The organism is Thalassobacillus devorans (assembly GCF_011761345.1).
Classification (GTDB): domain Bacteria; phylum Bacillota; class Bacilli; order Bacillales; family Halobacillaceae; genus Thalassobacillus; species Thalassobacillus devorans.
The window spans coordinates 29491-46908 of sequence record NZ_JAASRY010000009.1 but is presented as its reverse complement, the minus strand read 5'-3'; the positions used below and the strand labels follow the sequence as shown (position 1 = coordinate 46908).

The 17418-nt window shown below is 44.0% G+C and carries 29 protein-coding genes; all 29 read right to left on the bottom strand.

Annotation, left to right across the window (positions count from 1 at the left end):
• Positions 1 to 5: 5 nt before the first annotated feature.
• The 29 genes from map to FHS45_RS19115 all read right to left on the bottom strand — a co-directional run bounded on the left by map (position 6) and on the right by FHS45_RS19115 (position 17321).
• Positions 6 to 752 carry a type I methionyl aminopeptidase gene (gene map, locus FHS45_RS19255; RefSeq protein WP_062438333.1) on the bottom strand — a complete coding sequence of 249 codons (747 nt, stop codon included), beginning with the start codon at positions 750 to 752 and terminating at the stop codon, positions 6 to 8.
• Entirely contained in the window at positions 749 to 1402 is a 654-nt protein-coding gene (locus tag FHS45_RS19250) for an adenylate kinase (protein ID WP_062438330.1), read from the bottom strand. The genes map and FHS45_RS19250 overlap by 4 nt, the downstream gene beginning before the upstream one ends.
• A gap of 53 nt (positions 1403 to 1455) precedes the next feature.
• Positions 1456 to 2748, bottom strand: a complete 1293-nt coding sequence (secY, locus tag FHS45_RS19245) for a preprotein translocase subunit SecY (protein WP_062438328.1) — start codon at positions 2746 to 2748, stop codon at positions 1456 to 1458.
• Positions 2748 to 3188 (bottom strand): 50S ribosomal protein L15, encoded by a 441-nt coding sequence (gene rplO, locus FHS45_RS19240; protein ID WP_062438325.1) that lies wholly within the window; start codon positions 3186 to 3188, stop codon positions 2748 to 2750. Before rplO ends, secY begins: the two co-directional genes overlap by 1 nt.
• Before the next feature lie 28 nt (positions 3189 to 3216).
• Positions 3217 to 3402 (bottom strand): 50S ribosomal protein L30, encoded by a 186-nt coding sequence (gene rpmD, locus FHS45_RS19235; RefSeq protein ID WP_062438321.1) that lies wholly within the window; start codon positions 3400 to 3402, stop codon positions 3217 to 3219.
• A gap of 13 nt (positions 3403 to 3415) precedes the next feature.
• The gene (gene rpsE, locus FHS45_RS19230; protein ID WP_028781729.1) at positions 3416 to 3919 is read right to left on the bottom strand and encodes a 30S ribosomal protein S5; all 504 of its coding nucleotides are present in this window, start codon (positions 3917 to 3919) and stop codon (positions 3416 to 3418) included.
• Between the two features lie 20 nt (positions 3920 to 3939).
• On the bottom strand, positions 3940 to 4302 hold the full coding sequence (gene rplR / locus FHS45_RS19225; RefSeq protein ID WP_062438318.1) for a 50S ribosomal protein L18: 363 nt from the start codon (positions 4300 to 4302) through the stop codon (positions 3940 to 3942).
• A 32-nt stretch (positions 4303 to 4334) separates the two neighbouring features.
• Complete coding sequence (rplF, locus tag FHS45_RS19220) at positions 4335 to 4871, bottom strand: 50S ribosomal protein L6 (RefSeq protein WP_062438314.1); 537 nt, start codon at positions 4869 to 4871, stop codon at positions 4335 to 4337.
• 30 nt (positions 4872 to 4901) lie between these two features.
• Positions 4902 to 5300 carry a 30S ribosomal protein S8 gene (gene rpsH, locus FHS45_RS19215; protein WP_062438311.1) on the bottom strand — a complete coding sequence of 133 codons (399 nt, stop codon included), beginning with the start codon at positions 5298 to 5300 and terminating at the stop codon, positions 4902 to 4904.
• Between the two features lie 30 nt (positions 5301 to 5330).
• Entirely contained in the window at positions 5331 to 5516 is a 186-nt protein-coding gene (locus FHS45_RS19210) for a type Z 30S ribosomal protein S14 (RefSeq protein WP_082411863.1), read from the bottom strand.
• 24 nt (positions 5517 to 5540) lie between these two features.
• Positions 5541 to 6080: a 50S ribosomal protein L5 gene (gene rplE, locus FHS45_RS19205; protein ID WP_062438308.1), complete on the bottom strand. Its 540-nt coding sequence runs from the start codon at positions 6078 to 6080 to the stop codon at positions 5541 to 5543.
• Between the two features lie 25 nt (positions 6081 to 6105).
• On the bottom strand, positions 6106 to 6417 hold the full coding sequence (gene rplX, locus FHS45_RS19200; RefSeq protein ID WP_062438304.1) for a 50S ribosomal protein L24: 312 nt from the start codon (positions 6415 to 6417) through the stop codon (positions 6106 to 6108).
• A 35-nt stretch (positions 6418 to 6452) separates the two neighbouring features.
• Positions 6453 to 6821: a 50S ribosomal protein L14 gene (rplN, locus tag FHS45_RS19195; RefSeq protein WP_062438301.1), complete on the bottom strand. Its 369-nt coding sequence runs from the start codon at positions 6819 to 6821 to the stop codon at positions 6453 to 6455.
• Positions 6822 to 6864: 43 nt separating this feature from the next.
• Positions 6865 to 7128, bottom strand: coding sequence for a 30S ribosomal protein S17 (gene rpsQ, locus FHS45_RS19190; protein WP_062438298.1), 264 nt, complete (start codon positions 7126 to 7128; stop codon positions 6865 to 6867).
• Positions 7129 to 7152: 24 nt separating this feature from the next.
• Positions 7153 to 7353, bottom strand: a complete 201-nt coding sequence (gene rpmC, locus FHS45_RS19185; RefSeq protein WP_028781721.1) for a 50S ribosomal protein L29 — start codon at positions 7351 to 7353, stop codon at positions 7153 to 7155.
• Entirely contained in the window at positions 7343 to 7777 is a 435-nt protein-coding gene (gene rplP / locus FHS45_RS19180) for a 50S ribosomal protein L16 (protein WP_028781720.1), read from the bottom strand. The genes rpmC and rplP overlap by 11 nt, the downstream gene beginning before the upstream one ends.
• 18 nt (positions 7778 to 7795) lie before the next feature.
• The gene (gene rpsC, locus FHS45_RS19175) at positions 7796 to 8437 is read right to left on the bottom strand and encodes a 30S ribosomal protein S3 (protein WP_062438294.1); all 642 of its coding nucleotides are present in this window, start codon (positions 8435 to 8437) and stop codon (positions 7796 to 7798) included.
• A gap of 3 nt (positions 8438 to 8440) precedes the next feature.
• The gene (gene rplV / locus FHS45_RS19170; protein WP_062438291.1) at positions 8441 to 8782 is read right to left on the bottom strand and encodes a 50S ribosomal protein L22; all 342 of its coding nucleotides are present in this window, start codon (positions 8780 to 8782) and stop codon (positions 8441 to 8443) included.
• A 19-nt stretch (positions 8783 to 8801) separates the two neighbouring features.
• Positions 8802 to 9080 (bottom strand): 30S ribosomal protein S19, encoded by a 279-nt coding sequence (rpsS, locus tag FHS45_RS19165; RefSeq protein ID WP_028781717.1) that lies wholly within the window; start codon positions 9078 to 9080, stop codon positions 8802 to 8804.
• A 58-nt stretch (positions 9081 to 9138) separates the two neighbouring features.
• The gene (gene rplB / locus FHS45_RS19160) at positions 9139 to 9969 is read right to left on the bottom strand and encodes a 50S ribosomal protein L2 (protein WP_062438288.1); all 831 of its coding nucleotides are present in this window, start codon (positions 9967 to 9969) and stop codon (positions 9139 to 9141) included.
• A 32-nt stretch (positions 9970 to 10001) separates the two neighbouring features.
• Positions 10002 to 10292 carry a 50S ribosomal protein L23 gene (rplW, locus tag FHS45_RS19155; protein WP_062438285.1) on the bottom strand — a complete coding sequence of 97 codons (291 nt, stop codon included), beginning with the start codon at positions 10290 to 10292 and terminating at the stop codon, positions 10002 to 10004.
• Positions 10292 to 10915, bottom strand: a complete 624-nt coding sequence (rplD, locus tag FHS45_RS19150) for a 50S ribosomal protein L4 (protein WP_062438282.1) — start codon at positions 10913 to 10915, stop codon at positions 10292 to 10294. The genes rplW and rplD overlap by 1 nt, the downstream gene beginning before the upstream one ends.
• A 22-nt stretch (positions 10916 to 10937) precedes the next feature.
• Positions 10938 to 11570, bottom strand: a complete 633-nt coding sequence (rplC, locus tag FHS45_RS19145; protein ID WP_062438280.1) for a 50S ribosomal protein L3 — start codon at positions 11568 to 11570, stop codon at positions 10938 to 10940.
• Between the two features lie 32 nt (positions 11571 to 11602).
• Positions 11603 to 11911 carry a 30S ribosomal protein S10 gene (gene rpsJ, locus FHS45_RS19140; RefSeq protein WP_062438276.1) on the bottom strand — a complete coding sequence of 103 codons (309 nt, stop codon included), beginning with the start codon at positions 11909 to 11911 and terminating at the stop codon, positions 11603 to 11605.
• A 680-nt stretch (positions 11912 to 12591) separates the two neighbouring features.
• Positions 12592 to 13782 carry an elongation factor Tu gene (gene tuf, locus FHS45_RS19135; RefSeq protein ID WP_062438274.1) on the bottom strand — a complete coding sequence of 397 codons (1191 nt, stop codon included), beginning with the start codon at positions 13780 to 13782 and terminating at the stop codon, positions 12592 to 12594.
• Between the two features lie 129 nt (positions 13783 to 13911).
• Positions 13912 to 15990 carry an elongation factor G gene (fusA, locus tag FHS45_RS19130; RefSeq protein ID WP_062438271.1) on the bottom strand — a complete coding sequence of 693 codons (2079 nt, stop codon included), beginning with the start codon at positions 15988 to 15990 and terminating at the stop codon, positions 13912 to 13914.
• 45 nt (positions 15991 to 16035) lie between these two features.
• Positions 16036 to 16506, bottom strand: a complete 471-nt coding sequence (gene rpsG / locus FHS45_RS19125) for a 30S ribosomal protein S7 (protein WP_062438269.1) — start codon at positions 16504 to 16506, stop codon at positions 16036 to 16038.
• A gap of 50 nt (positions 16507 to 16556) precedes the next feature.
• Positions 16557 to 16970, bottom strand: coding sequence for a 30S ribosomal protein S12 (gene rpsL, locus FHS45_RS19120; protein WP_062438267.1), 414 nt, complete (start codon positions 16968 to 16970; stop codon positions 16557 to 16559).
• Positions 16971 to 17069: 99 nt separating this feature from the next.
• Positions 17070 to 17321, bottom strand: coding sequence for a 50S ribosomal protein L7ae-like protein (locus tag FHS45_RS19115; RefSeq protein ID WP_062438263.1), 252 nt, complete (start codon positions 17319 to 17321; stop codon positions 17070 to 17072).
• Between the last annotated feature and the right edge of the window lie 97 nt (positions 17322 to 17418).

Here is a 17418-nt window from a genome sequence, read left to right as displayed (position 1 = left end):
TTCACTTAGGCTTTGGTTAAAATCTCATAACCTTCTTCAGTAATGACGATAGTGTGTTCAAAGTGAGCACACACTTTACCGTCTTGAGTGACGACAGTCCAATTATCAGCAAGCGTTTTGACATACCTTTTACCTGCATTCACCATCGGTTCAACCGCCAATACCATGCCAGGCTTAAGACGCGGCCCCTTGTTGGGAGGTCCATAATGAGGAATTTGTGGGTCCTCATGCAGTTCCTGCCCGACGCCATGTCCTACATATTCCCGAACAATCGAGTATCCTAACGGTTCAACGTAACTTTGAATGGCATGCGATATATTTGAAAGGCGTACACCTGGTTTTGCTTCATCAAGTCCTTTGAACAAGGATGTTTCAGTAACTTTCAGCAAATCCTCTGTCTTTTCATCAATTTCACCGACCGGATAGGTCCAGGCTGAATCGCCATGATATCCTTTGTATTTTGCGCCGATATCGATACTGATGATATCTCCTTCATTTAACTTCCGGTCACCCGGAATTCCATGAACAAGTTCCTCGTTGACTGAGGCGCAAATACTACCACGGAAACCATTATAACCCTTAAAGGAAGGAATTGCATCCATACTGCTGATAAACTGCTCAGCAATGTTATCCAATTCTCCTGTAGTGATACCTGGTTGAATATGCTTTTTCAACTCTCGGTGCGTCAGGGCAACAATTCTGCCCGCTTCACGCATGATTTCAATTTCCCGTGGTGTTTTCGTGATGATCATTTAGATAAGCCCCCGAGCTTTTCGTCGATGTCCTTGAATACTTGGTTGATATCCTGGTCACCTTCAATTGTTACTAAATAGCCTTTGTCCTTGTAGAAGTCCAACATTGGTTGTGTCTGTTCGATGTTTACATCCAAACGTTTCCGGACAGTTTCTGGTTGATCATCTTCACGTTGAATCAACTCGGAACCATCTTTATCACATTTCCCTTCCACTTTAGGAGGGTTATAGATGACGTGATACGTAGCACCACATGTCGGGCAGACACGTCTGCCTGTCAAACGTTCTACCAGTTGATCGGTTGGAACATCAATATGAAGGACATAATCCAAGGATTCTTTCATATCCTTCAAAAGATTTTCCAGGGCTTCGGCTTGAGCGATTGTTCTTGGAAAACCATCCAGCAAGAAACCTTTTTGACAATCATCTTTGCTGAGACGTTCACGCACGATTCCGATGGTTACTTCATCAGGAACCAATTCGCCTTTGTCCATGAATGATTTTGCTTCTTTACCTAATGCTGTTCCTTCTTTGATAGCTAAACGGAACATATCTCCAGTTGAGATATGAGGGATGTTATATTTTTCGACTATCTTTTCAGCCTGAGTACCTTTACCGGCACCAGGAAGACCCATCAGAATTAAATTCAACTTGTTCCCCTCGCTCTCATGTTGATCACCCTTCGAAACATTTCCAAGGGTGTTTATTTAATAAACCCTTTATAGTGACGCTTCACTAATTGGCTTTCCAGCTGTTTCATCATTTCAAGTGCAACACCTACTACGATGAGCAAGCTGGTGCCCCCAATTTGAATGGTAGGCGGCAGATTAGCCACTGACCCAAGTATGATCGGTAAAATTGAAACGGCGGCTAAGAAGATCGAGCCGACGAAAGTTAGACGATACATGACTCGTGTCAAATAGGTCTCCGTGTTTTGACCTGGACGGATACCAGGAATATATCCACCTTGCTTCTTCAGGTTTTCTGCCATTTGTTCAGGGTTAACTTGAACAAATGTGTAGAAATACGTGAAGGCAATAATCAAAGCGACATAAATGATCATCCCTGGCCAGTTTTGATAATCGAAAATATATTCGATCGTACTGGCTATTTCACTTCCTTCAAAGAATCCAGCGATTGTCCGCGGAGCAATGATGAAGGAAATGGCAAAGATGACCGGGATTACTCCGGCAGCATTGACCTTTATCGGTAAATGCGTGGAGTGCCCGCCTACTGGTGAACGATTTACTAGACGTTTGGCATATTGAACTGGAATTTTGCGTAGTGCCTGTTGGATAAAGATGACCCCAACCACCACAGCTACGATAACTAGTAGAATGATTGCCAATATTACGAGGTTGAGAAACAATTGTTCACCAGGATCAGCAAGGTACTGATCATATAGTTGGTTTACACCTTGTGGAATGGCAGCTACGATACCGGCAAAAATCAAGATGGAAATTCCATTTCCCACCCCGTTAGCGGTGATCTGTTCACCAAGCCACATTAAGAACGCCGTACCACCAGTCAATACTAACGCAATAACAAAAAACTTGCCGACTCCAGGGTTCTGGATAAGCTGTCCTTGTGTCATCGCGTTGAAACCGATGGACATTCCAATTGCTTGAATAAAAGCAAGAACGATGGTGCCATAACGGGTGAACTGAGCTAATTTCCTCCGGCCCACTTCCCCTTGTTTCTTCCACTCTGCGAATTTAGGTACTACGTCCATTTGCAATAGCTGCATGATGATGGAAGCAGTAATGTAGGGCATGATCCCCATCGCGAAAATGGAAAAGTTTTGCAGCGCGCCGCCCCCGAAAGTATTCAAGAAACCGAACGCATTCTGTTCATCCATGAAGTTGATGGCATTCTTATCCGTAAATGGTACGGGAATGAACGTGCCAAAGCGGAAAACGATCAACATCAGAAGTGTAAATATGATTTTTCGCCGAATATCACCCACGCGCATAAAATTGGAGATTGTCCGGAACATTAAATCACCTCAGTTTGACCGCCCGCTGCTTCAATTGCTTCTTTAGCTGAAGCAGAGAACTTGTGAGCTTTTACTGTAAGTTTTTTATCAAGTGATCCGTTACCAAGGATCTTGATACCAGCTTTTTCTTTGCTTACTACGCCAGTTTCAAGTAAAAGCTCAGGAGTAACCTCTGTGCCTTCATCAAAGCGATTAAGTGCATCAAGGTTTACGATAGCGAATTCCTTACGGTGGATGTTAGTGAATCCACGTTTAGGAAGACGTTGGAACAATGGCATTTGTCCACCTTCGAATCCTGGACGAGTGCCACCGCCGGAACGAGCTTTCTGCCCTTTATGACCACGACCGGAAGTTTTACCATTTCCAGTCGCCATTCCGCGTCCGACACGGTTACGTTCTTTACGAGCACCTTTTGATGGCTTCAATTCATGTAGTTTCATGCGAGCACCTCCTCTTTGCGCTTAATGTTTATTCTACTTCTTTAATTGCAACCAAGTGAGATACTTTGTTAACCATTCCACGGTTGGATGGAGTGTCTTCAAGTACCACAGATTGACGAATTTTATTCAGGCCAAGTGTTTTGACAGTTAGACGTTGGTCTTCAGGTCTGCCGATCACACTGCGCGTGAGGGTAACTTCCAACTTTTTAGCCATGTTATTTCCCTCCTTATCCTAACAGTTCTTCTACAGACTTTCCACGTAGTTTAGCTACATCTTCAGCGCGCTTAAGCTCATTAAGGCCGCTGATTGTTGCACGGACCATGTTGATTGGTGTGTTGGATCCCAGGGATTTAGATAGGATGTCACCTACACCAGCAAGCTCAAGTACGGCACGGACAGGGCCACCAGCGATTACTCCGGTACCTTCTGCAGCTGGTTTCAATAGAATGTTACCAGCACCGAATTGTCCATGGATTTCATGTGGAATAGTCGTACCAACGACTGGTACACTGATCAAGTTTTTCTTCGCATCGTCGATCGCCTTTTTGATCGCTTCTGGTACCTCTTGGGCTTTACCAGTACCGAATCCGACATGACCATTTTTATCTCCTACAACAACCAATGCTGCAAAACGGAAACGACGTCCACCTTTAACTACTTTTGCTACACGGTTGACTGTTACCACGCGTTCTTCTAGATCTAGTTTACTAGGGTCGATGTTTGTACGCATATATGTCCCTCCTTTAACGATTAAAATTCAAGGCCGGCTTCACGAGCGGCTTCTGCTAATGCTTTTACACGTCCATGGTACAAGTATCCGCCACGGTCGAACACGACGTTTTTGTAACCATTGTCCTGTGCACGTTGTGCAATCAGTTCTCCGACTTTTTTAGCTGCTTCAACGTTACCAGTGCTTTCAATGTCGAAACCATTGTCGTTAGTGGAAGCGCTAGCTACTGTCACTTGATTCACATCATCGATCAATTGTGCATAGATGTGCTTGTTAGAGCGATATACGTTCAAACGTGGGCGTGCAGCAGTTCCAGAAATGCTGCGACGTACACGAGCATGTCTTTTCTTACGTGTCACATTTTTATCAGGCTTAGTGATCATCAAGGTCACTCCTTTCTGTTGCTTACTTGCCCTTACTTAGCAGTTTTACCTTCTTTACGACGTACATATTCGCCTTCGTAGCGGATACCTTTACCTTTGTAAGGCTCTGGCGGGCGAATGGCACGGATGTTGGCAGCTACAGCGCCAACCAATTCTTTATCGATACCTTTTACAACAAGTTTTGTGTTGGAAGGAACATCGATTTCAATACCGTCACGCTGTTCTACATCTACAGGATGGGAATAACCAGCGTTGATGGTCACTTTGTTACCTTGCTTTGTCGCACGGTAACCTACACCGATGATTTCAAGACTTTTTTCGTAACCTTTGGATACTCCTTCAACCATGTTTCCGATCAGGCTGCGAGTTGTTCCATGAAGGGCACGATGTTCTTTACTTTCGCTTGGACGCTCTACAGTAAGAACATTGTCTTCAATTTTAATTGTCATGTCCTCATGGAATGTTTGAGTAAGTTCCCCTTTTGGACCTTTAACTGTAACAGTGTTGTTGTCATTTTTAACTTCAACACCTTCTGGAAGTTCTAATGATTTAAAACCTACGCGAGACATATCTTTGCACCTCCTGTCTTCTCTTTAAGATTACCAGATATAGGCAAGCACTTCGCCGCCAATAGCCTGCTCACGTGCTTCTTTATCAGTTAATACACCTTTTGATGTGGATACGATAGCGACACCTAAGCCATTCAAGACTTTTGGTAGCTCTTCTGCTTTCGCGTAAACACGCAATCCTGGTTTACTGATACGTTTCAGTCCAGTAATTACACGCTCGTCGTTTTGTCCGTATTTCAAGAAAATACGTAGAACACCTTGATGATTGTCTTCTACATACTCGAAATCACGTACAAAACCTTCACGCTTAAGGATATCAGCGATCTCCTTCTTCAAGTTTGAAGCTGGAAGTTCTAGCTTCTCATGGCGGACCATGTTGGCATTACGAATACGTGTCAGCATATCTGCAATCGGATCTGTCATTGTCATAACTTGTTACCTCCTTCCCTATCGGGGTCTTTACCAGCTAGCTTTTTTGACGCCAGGAATTTGTCCTTTATATGCAAGTTCGCGGAAGCAAATACGGCAAAGTTTAAATTTGCGTAGTACGGAATGAGGACGTCCACAACGCTCACAACGTGTATATTCCTGAACTTTATACTTTTGCGGTCGCTTTTGTTTCGCGATCATTGATTTTTTAGCCACAATTTTCCCTCCTTTGTTAGCTCATTATTTTTGAAACGGCATGCCAAACTGAGCTAAGAGTTCACGCGCTTCTTCATCAGTGTTCGCTGTAGTTACTACAACGATGTCCATTCCACGCACTTTGTTGACTTTATCATAGTTAATCTCTGGGAAAATCAATTGTTCTTTTACACCAAGCGTGTAGTTTCCACGGCCGTCAAATGCTTTCTTGGAAATACCACGGAAGTCACGTACACGCGGCAAAGATACAGAAATCAACTTTTGCAAGAATTCGTACATACGCTCACCGCGAAGAGTAACTTTCGCACCGATTGGCATTCCTTCACGAAGGCGGAAGCCAGCGATTGATTTCTTCGCACGTGTTACCATTGGTTTTTGACCAGTGATAAGTGATAGTTCTTCAACAGCAGTGTCTAAAGCTTTCGCATTTTGAACTGCATCACCAACACCCATGTTGACTACGATTTTCTCAACTTTAGGTGCTTCCATGATAGAGTCATAATTGAATTTTTCCATCAAAGATGGCACAACTTCTTCATTATATTTATTCTGTAGTTCGTTCATCGTATGGCCCTCCTTTCGTCGCTAATTAATTACCTAACGTTTCACCAGATTTTTTAGCGATACGAACTTTCTTTCCGTTTTCCACTTTGTATCCAACGCGTGTTGGTTCGCCTGATTTCGGGTCAATCGGCATTACATTAGATACATGGATAGGTGCTTCCTGGTTTAGAATTCCACCTTGTGGGTTATCTTGAGAAGGTTTTGCGTGTTTTTTCACGACGTTGATACCTTCAACTAGTACACGTTCATTTTTCGGGTAAGCTTCAAGTACAGAGCCTTGCTTGCCTTTGTCCTTACCGGAAATGACCATTACCTTATCGCCTTTTTTTACATGCATGCTTGACGCACCTCCTTAACAACGCGATTCATTCTTTATAGTACTTCTGGAGCTAGAGATACGATTTTCATGAATTTCTCATCACGCAATTCACGAGCAACTGGACCGAAGATACGAGTACCACGTGGTCCTTTATCGTCACGGATGATTACGGCAGCATTCTCATCAAATCGAATGTAAGAACCATCTTTACGGCGAGCTCCGCTCTTGGAACGTACAATTACTGCTTTTACAATCTCACCTTTTTTGACAACGCCTCCTGGTGTTGCTTGTTTTACCGAAGCAACGATGACGTCACCGATGTTAGCAGTCTTACGTCCAGAACCACCTAACACCTTAATAGTTTGAATTTCACGAGCACCAGAGTTGTCTGCAACTTTTAAACGACTCTCTTGTTGGATCATATCGTTGTAACCTCCCTTCGGAATCCTTCCGAGCGAACTTTAATTAGATAATAACTGACTCTTCAACGATTTCAACCAAACGGAAACGCTTTGTTGCTGATAGCGGACGAGTTTCCATGATACGTACGATGTCGCCGTTTTTAGCTTGGTTGTTTTCGTCATGGGTTTTGAACTTCTTAGAGTATTTGACACGCTTGCCATATAGCTTGTGGAATTTATACGTCTCAACCATTACCGTAATGGTTTTATCCATCTTGTCAGATACTACACGACCAGTGTAAACCTTACGATTGTTACGTTCACTCATGTGAGGGTAACCTCCTCTCAACTATTAGTTATTTACGCCTAGCTCTCTTTCACGAACAACGGTCTTCATTTTTGCGATAGACTTGCGAACCTGACGGATACGTGCTGTGTTCTCAAGTTGACCTGTTGCCAGCTGGAAGCGTAGGTTGAAAAGTTCTTCTTTTAAAGATTTAACTTTTTGTTCAATTTCGGCAGTGGTTAATTCTCTGATTTCATTAGCCTTCATTGATTTCACCACCAATTTCTTCACGTTTTACGAATTTAGTTTTAATCGGCAGTTTGTGTGAAGCAAGGCGCAACGCTTCGCGTGCTACTTCTTCAGATACACCTGCGATTTCAAACATGATTTTCCCGGGTTTAACTACTGCAACCCATCCTTCTGGAGCACCTTTACCGGAACCCATGCGGACCTCTAGGGGTTTAGCAGTATAAGGCTTGTCAGGGAAGATTTTAATCCAAACCTTACCGCCACGCTTCATGTAACGAGTCATCGCGATACGCGCTGCCTCGATTTGACGGCTAGTAATCCATGCAGGCTCTACAGCTTGCAAACCATATTCACCAAATGCTACTGAAGTTCCACCTTTCGCGCGGCCTTTCAGACTAGTACGGTGTTGACGACGATACTTGACACGTTTAGGCATTAACATAATGCTTTTCCCCCTTCCTTAGTTGTTGTTTTTAGTTGGAAGGACTTCTCCACGATAGATCCACACTTTAACACCAAGTTTACCGTATGTGGTGTCAGCTTCTGCAGTTCCGTAGTCGATGTCTGCGCGAAGTGTGTGTAGTGGTACTGTTCCTTCACTATAATGTTCTGCACGAGCGATGTCTGCGCCGCCAAGACGTCCGGATACTTGTGTACGGATACCTTTAGCACCTGCGCGCATAGCACGTTGAATTGTTTGTTTTTGAGCACGGCGGAAAGAAATACGGTTTTCCAATTGACGTGCAATATTTTCAGCAACCAATGTTGCGTTCAAGTCTGCTTTTTTAACTTCAACGATATTGATGTGAACACGTTTGCCAGTAAGGCTGTTCAATGACTTACGAAGTGCTTCAACTTCAGAACCGCCCTTACCGATAACCATACCAGGCTTAGCTGTGTGGATAGTAATGTTCACGCGGTTAGCTGCGCGTTCAATTTCGATGGTTGAAACAGCAGCATCCTTAAGACGTTGTTCAATATATTCACGAATCTTAATGTCTTCATGTAGCAAGTCTGCGTAATCTTTACCTGCGTACCACTTGGATTCCCAGTCGCGGATAACGCCGACACGAAGACCTACCGGATTAACTTTTTGACCCACTGATTATCCCTCCTTCTTTTCTGATACGACAACTGTAATGTGACTGGTACGTTTGTTGATCTGGCTCGCACGTCCCATTGCGCGTGGACGGAAACGTTTCATTGTCACACCTTCGTTTACATATGCTTCAGAAATATATAAGTTTTCTGGATCTAGTTCATAGTTATGCTCTGCGTTTGCAATAGCAGATTTCAATACTTTTTCTACAACCGGAGAAGCGCCACGTCGAGTATTATTTAAAATACCGATCGCTTCGCCTACGTTTTTTCCTCGAATCAAATCGATAACAATACGAACTTTACGAGGAGCAATACGAACGGTTTTTGCAACGGCTTTAGCTTGCATGTAGAGTGCCTCCTCTCAATTAGCGTTTTGTTTTCTTATCGTCGCCGGAGTGACCCTTGAACGTACGGGATGGCGCGAATTCGCCAAGCTTATGACCTACCATGTCTTCAGTAACATAGACTGGTACATGCTTACGTCCGTCATAAACTGCGATTGTGTGTCCGACAAAATTAGGGAAAATAGTAGAACGACGAGACCAGGTTTTCACCACTTGTTTCTTGTCGTCTTCATTCAATTTCTCAACTTTCTTCATCAAATGGTCATCTACGAAAGGTCCCTTTTTCAGGCTGCGACCCATACATAAACCTCCCTTCGTGATTGAGAGACGGGTTTCATCCCCCGTCGATCAACCCCGTTTATTTTTTACGTTTACGTACAATATACTTATCTGTAGGCTTGTTACGCTTACGAGTCTTAAGACCAAGCGTAGGTTTACCCCATGGAGACATTGGTGATTTACGGCCGATAGGCGCACGTCCTTCACCACCACCGTGTGGGTGATCACTAGGGTTCATAACAGAACCACGAACTGTAGGGCGCTTGCCTAGGTGACGGGAACGTCCAGCTTTACCAATATTGATCAGTTCATGCTGAAGGTTACCTACTTGACCGATAGTCGCACGGCAAGTGCTCAATACCAGGCGTACTTCTCCGGAAGTCAAACGTACAAGTGTGTACTTATCTTCGCGTCCAAGTACTTGTGCTTGTGCACCAGCAGAGCGAGCCATTTGGCCGCCACGGCCAGGCTTAAGTTCGATGTTGTGAATGATCGTACCAACTGGGATATCTTTCAATTGAAGAGAGTTACCAGCTTTGATATCAGCACCTTCACCTGACATGATTTCATTTCCTACTTCCAACCCTTTAGGGGCTAGGATATAACGCTTTTCACCATCTACGTAATGGATTAAAGCAATGTTAGCGGAACGGTTAGGATCGTATTCGATTGTAGCAACGCGTCCTGGTATTCCATCTTTGTCACGCTTAAAGTCGATGATACGGTATTGACGCTTATGACCGCCGCCTTGATGACGAACTGTTAATTTACCTTGGTTGTTACGGCCACCACGTTTGTGCAACGGAGACAGCAAGGATTTTTCTGGCTTGTCGGTTGTGATTTCAGCGAAATCGGAACCGGTCATACCTCTACGACCATTTGTAGTAGGTCTGTATTTCTTAATCGCCATCGTTTTTCCCTCCTTCACATTTGAATTTTTATTTATACACCTTCAAAGAATTCTAGTTCTTTACTATCTTCAGTCAAAGTGACAACTGCTTTCTTACGGTCAGAACGGTATCCACCATAACGACCCATACGCTTGAATTTACCTTTCAGGTTAAGCGTGTTTACACGTTCAACTTTCACACCGAAGATTTCCTCAACAGCATGCTTGATTTGTGTTTTGTTCGCTTTTGTATCAACTTCAAACGTATATTTCTTTTCTCCCATAAGGTCAGCAGAGTGTTCCGTAATGACAGGGCGCTTAATGATATCACGAGCGTCTTTCATTATGCAAGCACCTCCCCTGCTTTTTCAGCTGCTTCCTTCGTCAGGATCAGCTTGTCATGCGCCAACAAATCCAGGACATTCAGTTGATCGACTGTGATAGTCTTCGCATTTGGAATGTTGTTTGTTGAGCGAGTTACATTTTCATCCTCGTCCGCTGTTACGATCAACGCTTTCGTGTTAACATCTAGAGCTTTAAGGACGTTGACAGCTTCTTTTGTTTTTGGAGCGTCAAAAGATAGAGCTTCTAGCACAACGACGTTTTCCTCGTTCGCTTTAGTAGAAAGCGCAGAACGAAGAGCCAGACGGCGTACTTTCTTTGGAAGTTTGTAGCTGTAGCTGCGTGGTGTAGGACCGAACACAGTTCCACCGCCAACCCATTGTGGGGAACGGATAGATCCTTGACGTGCACGACCTGTACCCTTTTGACGCCATGGTTTACGACCACCGCCACTCACTTCTGAACGATTCTTTACTTTGTGTGTGCCTTGACGCAAAGATGCGCGCTGCATAACAACTGCTTCATGTAGTACATGTGTATTTGGTTCAATACCGAATACGGCATCATTCAATTCCACATCGCCTACCTGAGAGCCACTTTGGTTTAATAGTGCTACTTTAGGCATGACTAATCCTCCCTTCCTTTAATTATTTGCTAGCCTTGATTGCACTTGTAATTTTAACGTAAGATTTTTTCGGGCCAGGAACATTACCTTTAATAAGCAGCAAGTTACGTTCTACATCCACTTGCACTACTTCAAGGTTTTGCAATGTCACTTGCTCGTTACCCATTTGACCAGGAAGGTTTTTACCTTTAAATACACGCATTGGGTCAATTACACCCATAGCACCTGGACGACGGTGATAGCGAGAACCGTGAGTCATTGGTCCGCGGGATTGGTTATGACGCTTGATAGCACCTTGGAAACCTTTACCCTTGGATGTTCCAGTGACATCAATGATGTCTCCAGCTTCGAAAATATCAACCTTAACCTCTTGACCTACTTCATAATCGTCAAGATTTACATTACGGATTTCACGAACGTAGCGCTTAGGGGTGGTGTTTGCTTTATCAGCATGTCCTTGCCCAGCTTTGTTCACGCGATTCTTCTTTTCATCAGCAAAGCCCAATTGTAGGGATTCATAACCGTCGTTTTCGTTTGTTTTCTTTTGAAGAACAACGTTCGGTTCGGCTTGAACCACTGTTACTGGGGTCAACTCGCCATTTTCAGAGAAAATTTGAGTCATGCCGACTTTGCGTCCTAAGATTCCTTTCGCCATCCGTTACACCTCCTATTAATTAAAAAATACTATTATAGTTTGATTTCGATATCCACACCAGATGGTAGATCTAAACGCATAAGTGAATCTACAGTTTGTGGTGTTGGATTTACAATATCGATTAGACGTTTGTGAGTACGCATTTCGAATTGCTCACGAGCATCTTTGTATTTGTGCACCGCACGCAAAACTGTGTAAATGCTTTTTTCTGTCGGAAGCGGGATTGGACCAGATACATTAGCACCTGAACGCTTCGCAGTTTCCACGATTTTTTCAGCGGATTGATCTAGAATACGATGATCATACGCCTTTAAACGAATACGAATCTTCTCTTTTGCCATTATTTTCCCTCCTTTACGCCCATTTTGTTAAATAGACTTTCTCCGCGAAAATTCCTTGACTCATCCGCCATGGCAAAGGGGCCGGGTGTGCCAACAACCTTTCGCTTCATCGCCTTTTATGACCAACATTATTCATTATATAGAAGAAAGTTGGTGAATGCAAGCATAAATTCAATGAATCTATGAAGCAACACTCAAAACATTATACAAACTTCTCGTGCTCATTTCAACCCCCTGCGCCAGTAAGTTTCAATTATATAGAAGTAAAAGCTGGAAACGAGAATGTGACGAGTTTCTTCTATATAAATATAAAGCAATTATTCGTGGCTAGTCCGTCATCGACACGCTATGCTTATTCAATTATAGGGCCGAAAAGTCGAAGACTTGATTTCGAGATATCAGGGGTGAGGATAGTACATGGTGAGATCCCGCAGGGCTTTAGCCCGAGGAAGCTCACCGTACACCCATGGAAAGCGAGTAATTTCCCGGCCCTTCTAACCGTTACTACCGTAACGGAAACAAACTATCTCGAAACTGAGTCTTCAAGAAAAGGGAGCTTAAATGGAACATTCGAAATGATGTTTAACAAAGCCTAAGTACTTAAGAGTTTTCTCGAACATCACTAAATGCAAAAAAGACAGCGATGCGAGATCGCTGTCTTTCTATAGTTAATGTCGTTATTACTCAGTGATTTCAGCAACAACGCCGGCGCCTACTGTACGGCCACCTTCACGGATAGAGAACTTAGTTCCATCTTCGATAGCGATTGGAGAAATAAGTTCAACTGTCATTTCAACGTTGTCACCAGGCATTACCATTTCTACTCCTTCTGGCAGCTGGCAAACACCAGTTACGTCAGTTGTACGGAAGTAGAACTGTGGACGGTAGTTAGTGAAGAATGGAGTATGACGTCCACCTTCTTCTTTAGATAGTACATAAACTTCAGCACGGAACTTCGTGTGTGGAGTGATAGAACCTGGCTTAGCAAGTACTTGTCCACGGTTGATATCTTCACGGGATACACCACGAAGAAGGGCACCGATGTTGTCACCAGCTTCTGCATAGTCAAGAAGCTTACGGAACATTTCAACACCAGTTACAGTTGTTTTCTTAGCTTCTGGCATTAGTCCGATGATTTCGATTTCGTCACCGACTTTAACTTGACCACGCTCTACACGGCCAGTTGCAACTGTACCACGGCCAGTGATTGAGAATACGTCCTCAACTGGCATCATGAATGGCTTGTCAGTGTCACGCTCTGGAGTTGGGATGTACTCATCAACCGCATCCATTAGTTCAAAGATTTTAGCTTCGTACTCATCGTCGCCTTCTAGGGCTTTAAGAGCAGAACCTTTGATTACTGGCACATCATCACCAGGGAATTCGTATTCAGTCAATAGGTCACGAACTTCCATCTCAACTAGTTCAAGTAGCTCTTCGTCGTCTACCATGTCAGTTTTGTTTAGGAATACTACGATCGCAGGTACACCTACTTGACGAGAAAGAAGGATGTGCTCACGAGTTTGTGGCATTGGGCCATCAGCTGCAGATACAACCAGGATAGCACCGTCCATTTGTGCAGCACCAGTGATCATGTTTTTAACATAGTCAGCGTGGCCTGGGCAGTCAACGTGTGCATAGTGACGGTTGTCAGTTTCGTACTCAACGTGTGCAGTTGCGATTGTGATTCCACGCTCACGCTCTTCTGGAGCACCGTCGATCATGTCATATGCCATTGCAGTACCAGAACCAGATTTCTTGTGAAGTACTGTAGTGATTGCAGCAGTTAGTGTTGTTTTACCATGGTCAACGTGGCCAATTGTACCAATGTTGACGTGGGACTTGGAACGATCAAACTTTTCTTTACCCATTTATAGTTCCTCCTTTAAATAAATAACATATTGTTATAGTTTAACTTTTTTATAGGAAGCTCAGAAGCAATACGGAATTACCTCTAAGCCTACAATATAATTTATACTTTATCTAGTCAATAAAATCAATTACTGACCGGCATTTTTCTTGATGATTTCATCAGCAATGCTCTTTGGTACTTCTTCATAATGGTCGAAGTGCATGGAGTAAGTTCCACGGCCTTGTGTGTTGGAACGCAACGCTGTTGCGTAACCGAACATTTCAGAAAGTGGTACAAATGCTTTAACCACTTGTGCAGAACCACGGGCTTCCATACCTTCTACACGTCCACGACGGGATGTTACGTCACCCATGATATCTCCCATGTATTCTTCAGGGATTACAACTTCCACTTTCATCAATGGCTCAAGAAGTACTGGTTTACATTTATTCTTGGCTTCCTTAAGTGCCATGGAAGCGGCAACTTTAAACGCCATTTCGTTGGAGTCGACATCATGGTAAGAACCATCATAAAGTGTTGCTTTGATGTCTACCATCGGATATCCGGCTAGTACACCGTTTTCCAAGGATTCTTTAATACCTTGTTCTACGGAAGGAATGTATTCACGCGGAACGACACCACCGACGATTTTGTTTTCAAATTCAAAGCCTGCGCCTTCTTCGTTTGGCTCGAATTTGACCCAAACATGACCGTATTGTCCACGACCACCAGACTGACGTACGAATTTACCTTCGACTTCAGCGCTTCCGCGGAATGTTTCGCGGTAGGCAACCTGTGGAGCACCGATGTTGGCATCTACCTTGAATTCGCGACGGAGACGGTCGACAATGATGTCGAGGTGAAGCTCACCCATACCTTTAATGATCGTTTGACCAGTTTCGGTATCTGTCTCAGTTACAAAGGTCGGATCTTCTTCTGCCAGCTTACCAAGGGCAACAGCCATTTTATCTTGGTCTGCTTTCGACTTAGGCTCGATCGCAACGGAGATAACTGGCTCAGGGAATTCCATAGACTCAAGGATTACAAGGCTTTTCTCGTCACACAATGTGTCACCAGTACCTGTATCCTTAAGACCTACAGCACCCGCGATGTCTCCGGCATATACTTCAGAGATCTCTTCACGAGAGTTTGCGTGCATCTGCAGGATACGACCAACACGCTCACGCTTATCTTTCGTGGAGTTCTTTACGTAAGAACCGGCTTTCAAGGTTCCGGAATAAACACGGAAGAAAGTAAGTTTACCTACATATGGGTCTGTTGCAACCTTAAACGCCAAAGCGGAGAAAGGTTCTTTGTCGTCCGCTTTACGAACAACCTCTTCTTCTGTTTGCGGTACATGACCTTCGATTGGAGGTACATCCAGTGGAGATGGAAGATAGTCGATAACCCCATCAATCAATAACTGAACACCTTTGTTTTTGAAGGCAGAACCACAGAAGACCGGATAGAATTCTACGCTTAATGTTGCTTGGCGGATAGCTGTTTTCAACTCATCATTAGTGATTTCTTCCCCTTCGAGGAATTTCATCATTAAGTCTTCATCAAAATCTGCTACAGCTTCAATCAACTTGCTGCGGTATTCTTCCGCTTGTTCTTTATGGCTGTCAGGGATTTCACGCGCTTCCGCACGTGTGCCCAAGTCATCCATGTAATAATATGCTTCCATCGTTACTAAATCGATGATTCCTTCGAACTCATCTTCCGCTCCGATTGGAAGTTGTACTGCTGCTGCATTTGCTCCAAGACGGTCACTAAGTGTGCCCAGGGAGTAAATGAAGTCTGCACCGATTTTATCCATTTTGTTTACAAAGACAATACGAGGAACACCGTATGTGGTAGCCTGGCGCCAAACTGTTTCTGTTTGTGGCTCAACGCCTGATTGAGCGTCAAGAACAGCTACAGAACCATCTAGGACACGCAGGGAACGCTCAACTTCTACAGTGAAGTCCACGTGGCCTGGTGTATCGATGATGTTGATACGATGACCTTTCCATTGAGCAGTTGTCGCTGCGGATGTGATTGTGATACCGCGTTCTTGCTCCTGCTCCATCCAGTCCATTTGGGATGCACCTTCGTGAGTTTCCCCAATTTTGTGGATACGTCCTGTATAGAAAAGGATACGTTCAGTAGCAGTTGTTTTACCGGCGTCGATGTGAGCCATGACACCGATATTACGTGTTTTCTCCAAGGAGAATTCTCTAGGCATGAATCTTTCTCCTTCCTGAATATAAGTTTTGTGATTGGTAGGATTTTACCAGCGATAGTGAGCGAATGCTTTATTCGCTTCGGCCATCTTATGCATATCTTCGCGTTTCTTGACAGAAGCACCTGTATTGTTAGCTGCATCTAATACTTCGTTAGCAAGGCGTTCTTCCATCGTCTTTTCACCGCGCAAGCGGGAATAGTTCACGATGAAACGCAATCCTAGTGCCTGGCGACGCTCTGGGCGCACCTCAACTGGTACCTGGTAGTTTGACCCACCTACACGGCGAGCACGCACCTCAAGTACTGGCATTACATTTTTCATTGCTTGTTCAAAAACTTCCATCGGATCGTTACCGCTGCGTTCCTGGATAAGATCGAAAGCTTTATAAAGAATTTTTTGGGCCTTACCGCGTTGTCCGTCAACCATGATCTGGTTGATCAAACGAGTAACAAGTTTAGAGTTGTAAAGCGGATCTGGTAGTACATCACGCTTAGCTACTGGTCCTTTACGTGGCATATGTCCCCCTCCTTCCATGTTGTATTTTTATAATGAAGCCCCTCTGGCTATTATTTCTTAGGGCGTTTTGTTCCATACTTGGAACGGCCTTGCATACGGCCTTCAACACCTGCAGTGTCAAGCGCACCACGAACGATGTGATAACGCACACCTGGCAAGTCTTTTACACGTCCGCCACGGATAAGAACAACACTGTGCTCTTGCAGGTTGTGGCCGATACCAGGGATATATGCAGTAACTTCAATCCCGTTAGTCAAACGTACACGCGCATATTTACGCAATGCAGAGTTTGGCTTTTTCGGTGTCATAGTACCAACACGAGTACATACTCCACGTTTTTGCGGAGAAGACTGGTCTGTCAATGACTTCTTGAAGCTGTTGTAACCTTTGTTCAACGCAGGAGAGTCAGACTTACGTCCTTTGCTCACACGTCCTTTACGTACTAATTGGTTAATAGTAGGCATGTTTTTTGTCCTCCCTTCCTCACTTTTTCAATACCACACATCCAGGTGGTTCATAATAAGGCAAAAAACAAAGCTTTCGCGGATAACACCGCCAAAACTTTATTGCTTTATCGCCACTGTTGCTGCACCGACTTCAATGTCACAGGCCTCTCCGAGTTTCTTCATCGAATCAACCCGCTGGCATGGAATGTTTAATTCTTTCGCCAGGCGCATTACTTTGTCTGTAACGTGCTGATCAGCATCATCAGCCACGAAGACTTCTTCCACTTCGCCACTTTTCATGGCTTTCAGTGTCTGTTTCGTTCCAATAACGATATTAGAATTAGCCTGTGCTACTTTTTCATAAGACATTTAAGCATATCCTCCAAAGTAACAAGGATAAATGGAAGCACCTTGATTATATTATCACTCACGGTTTTTCATGTCAACAATATTCGTGGTGATTTTT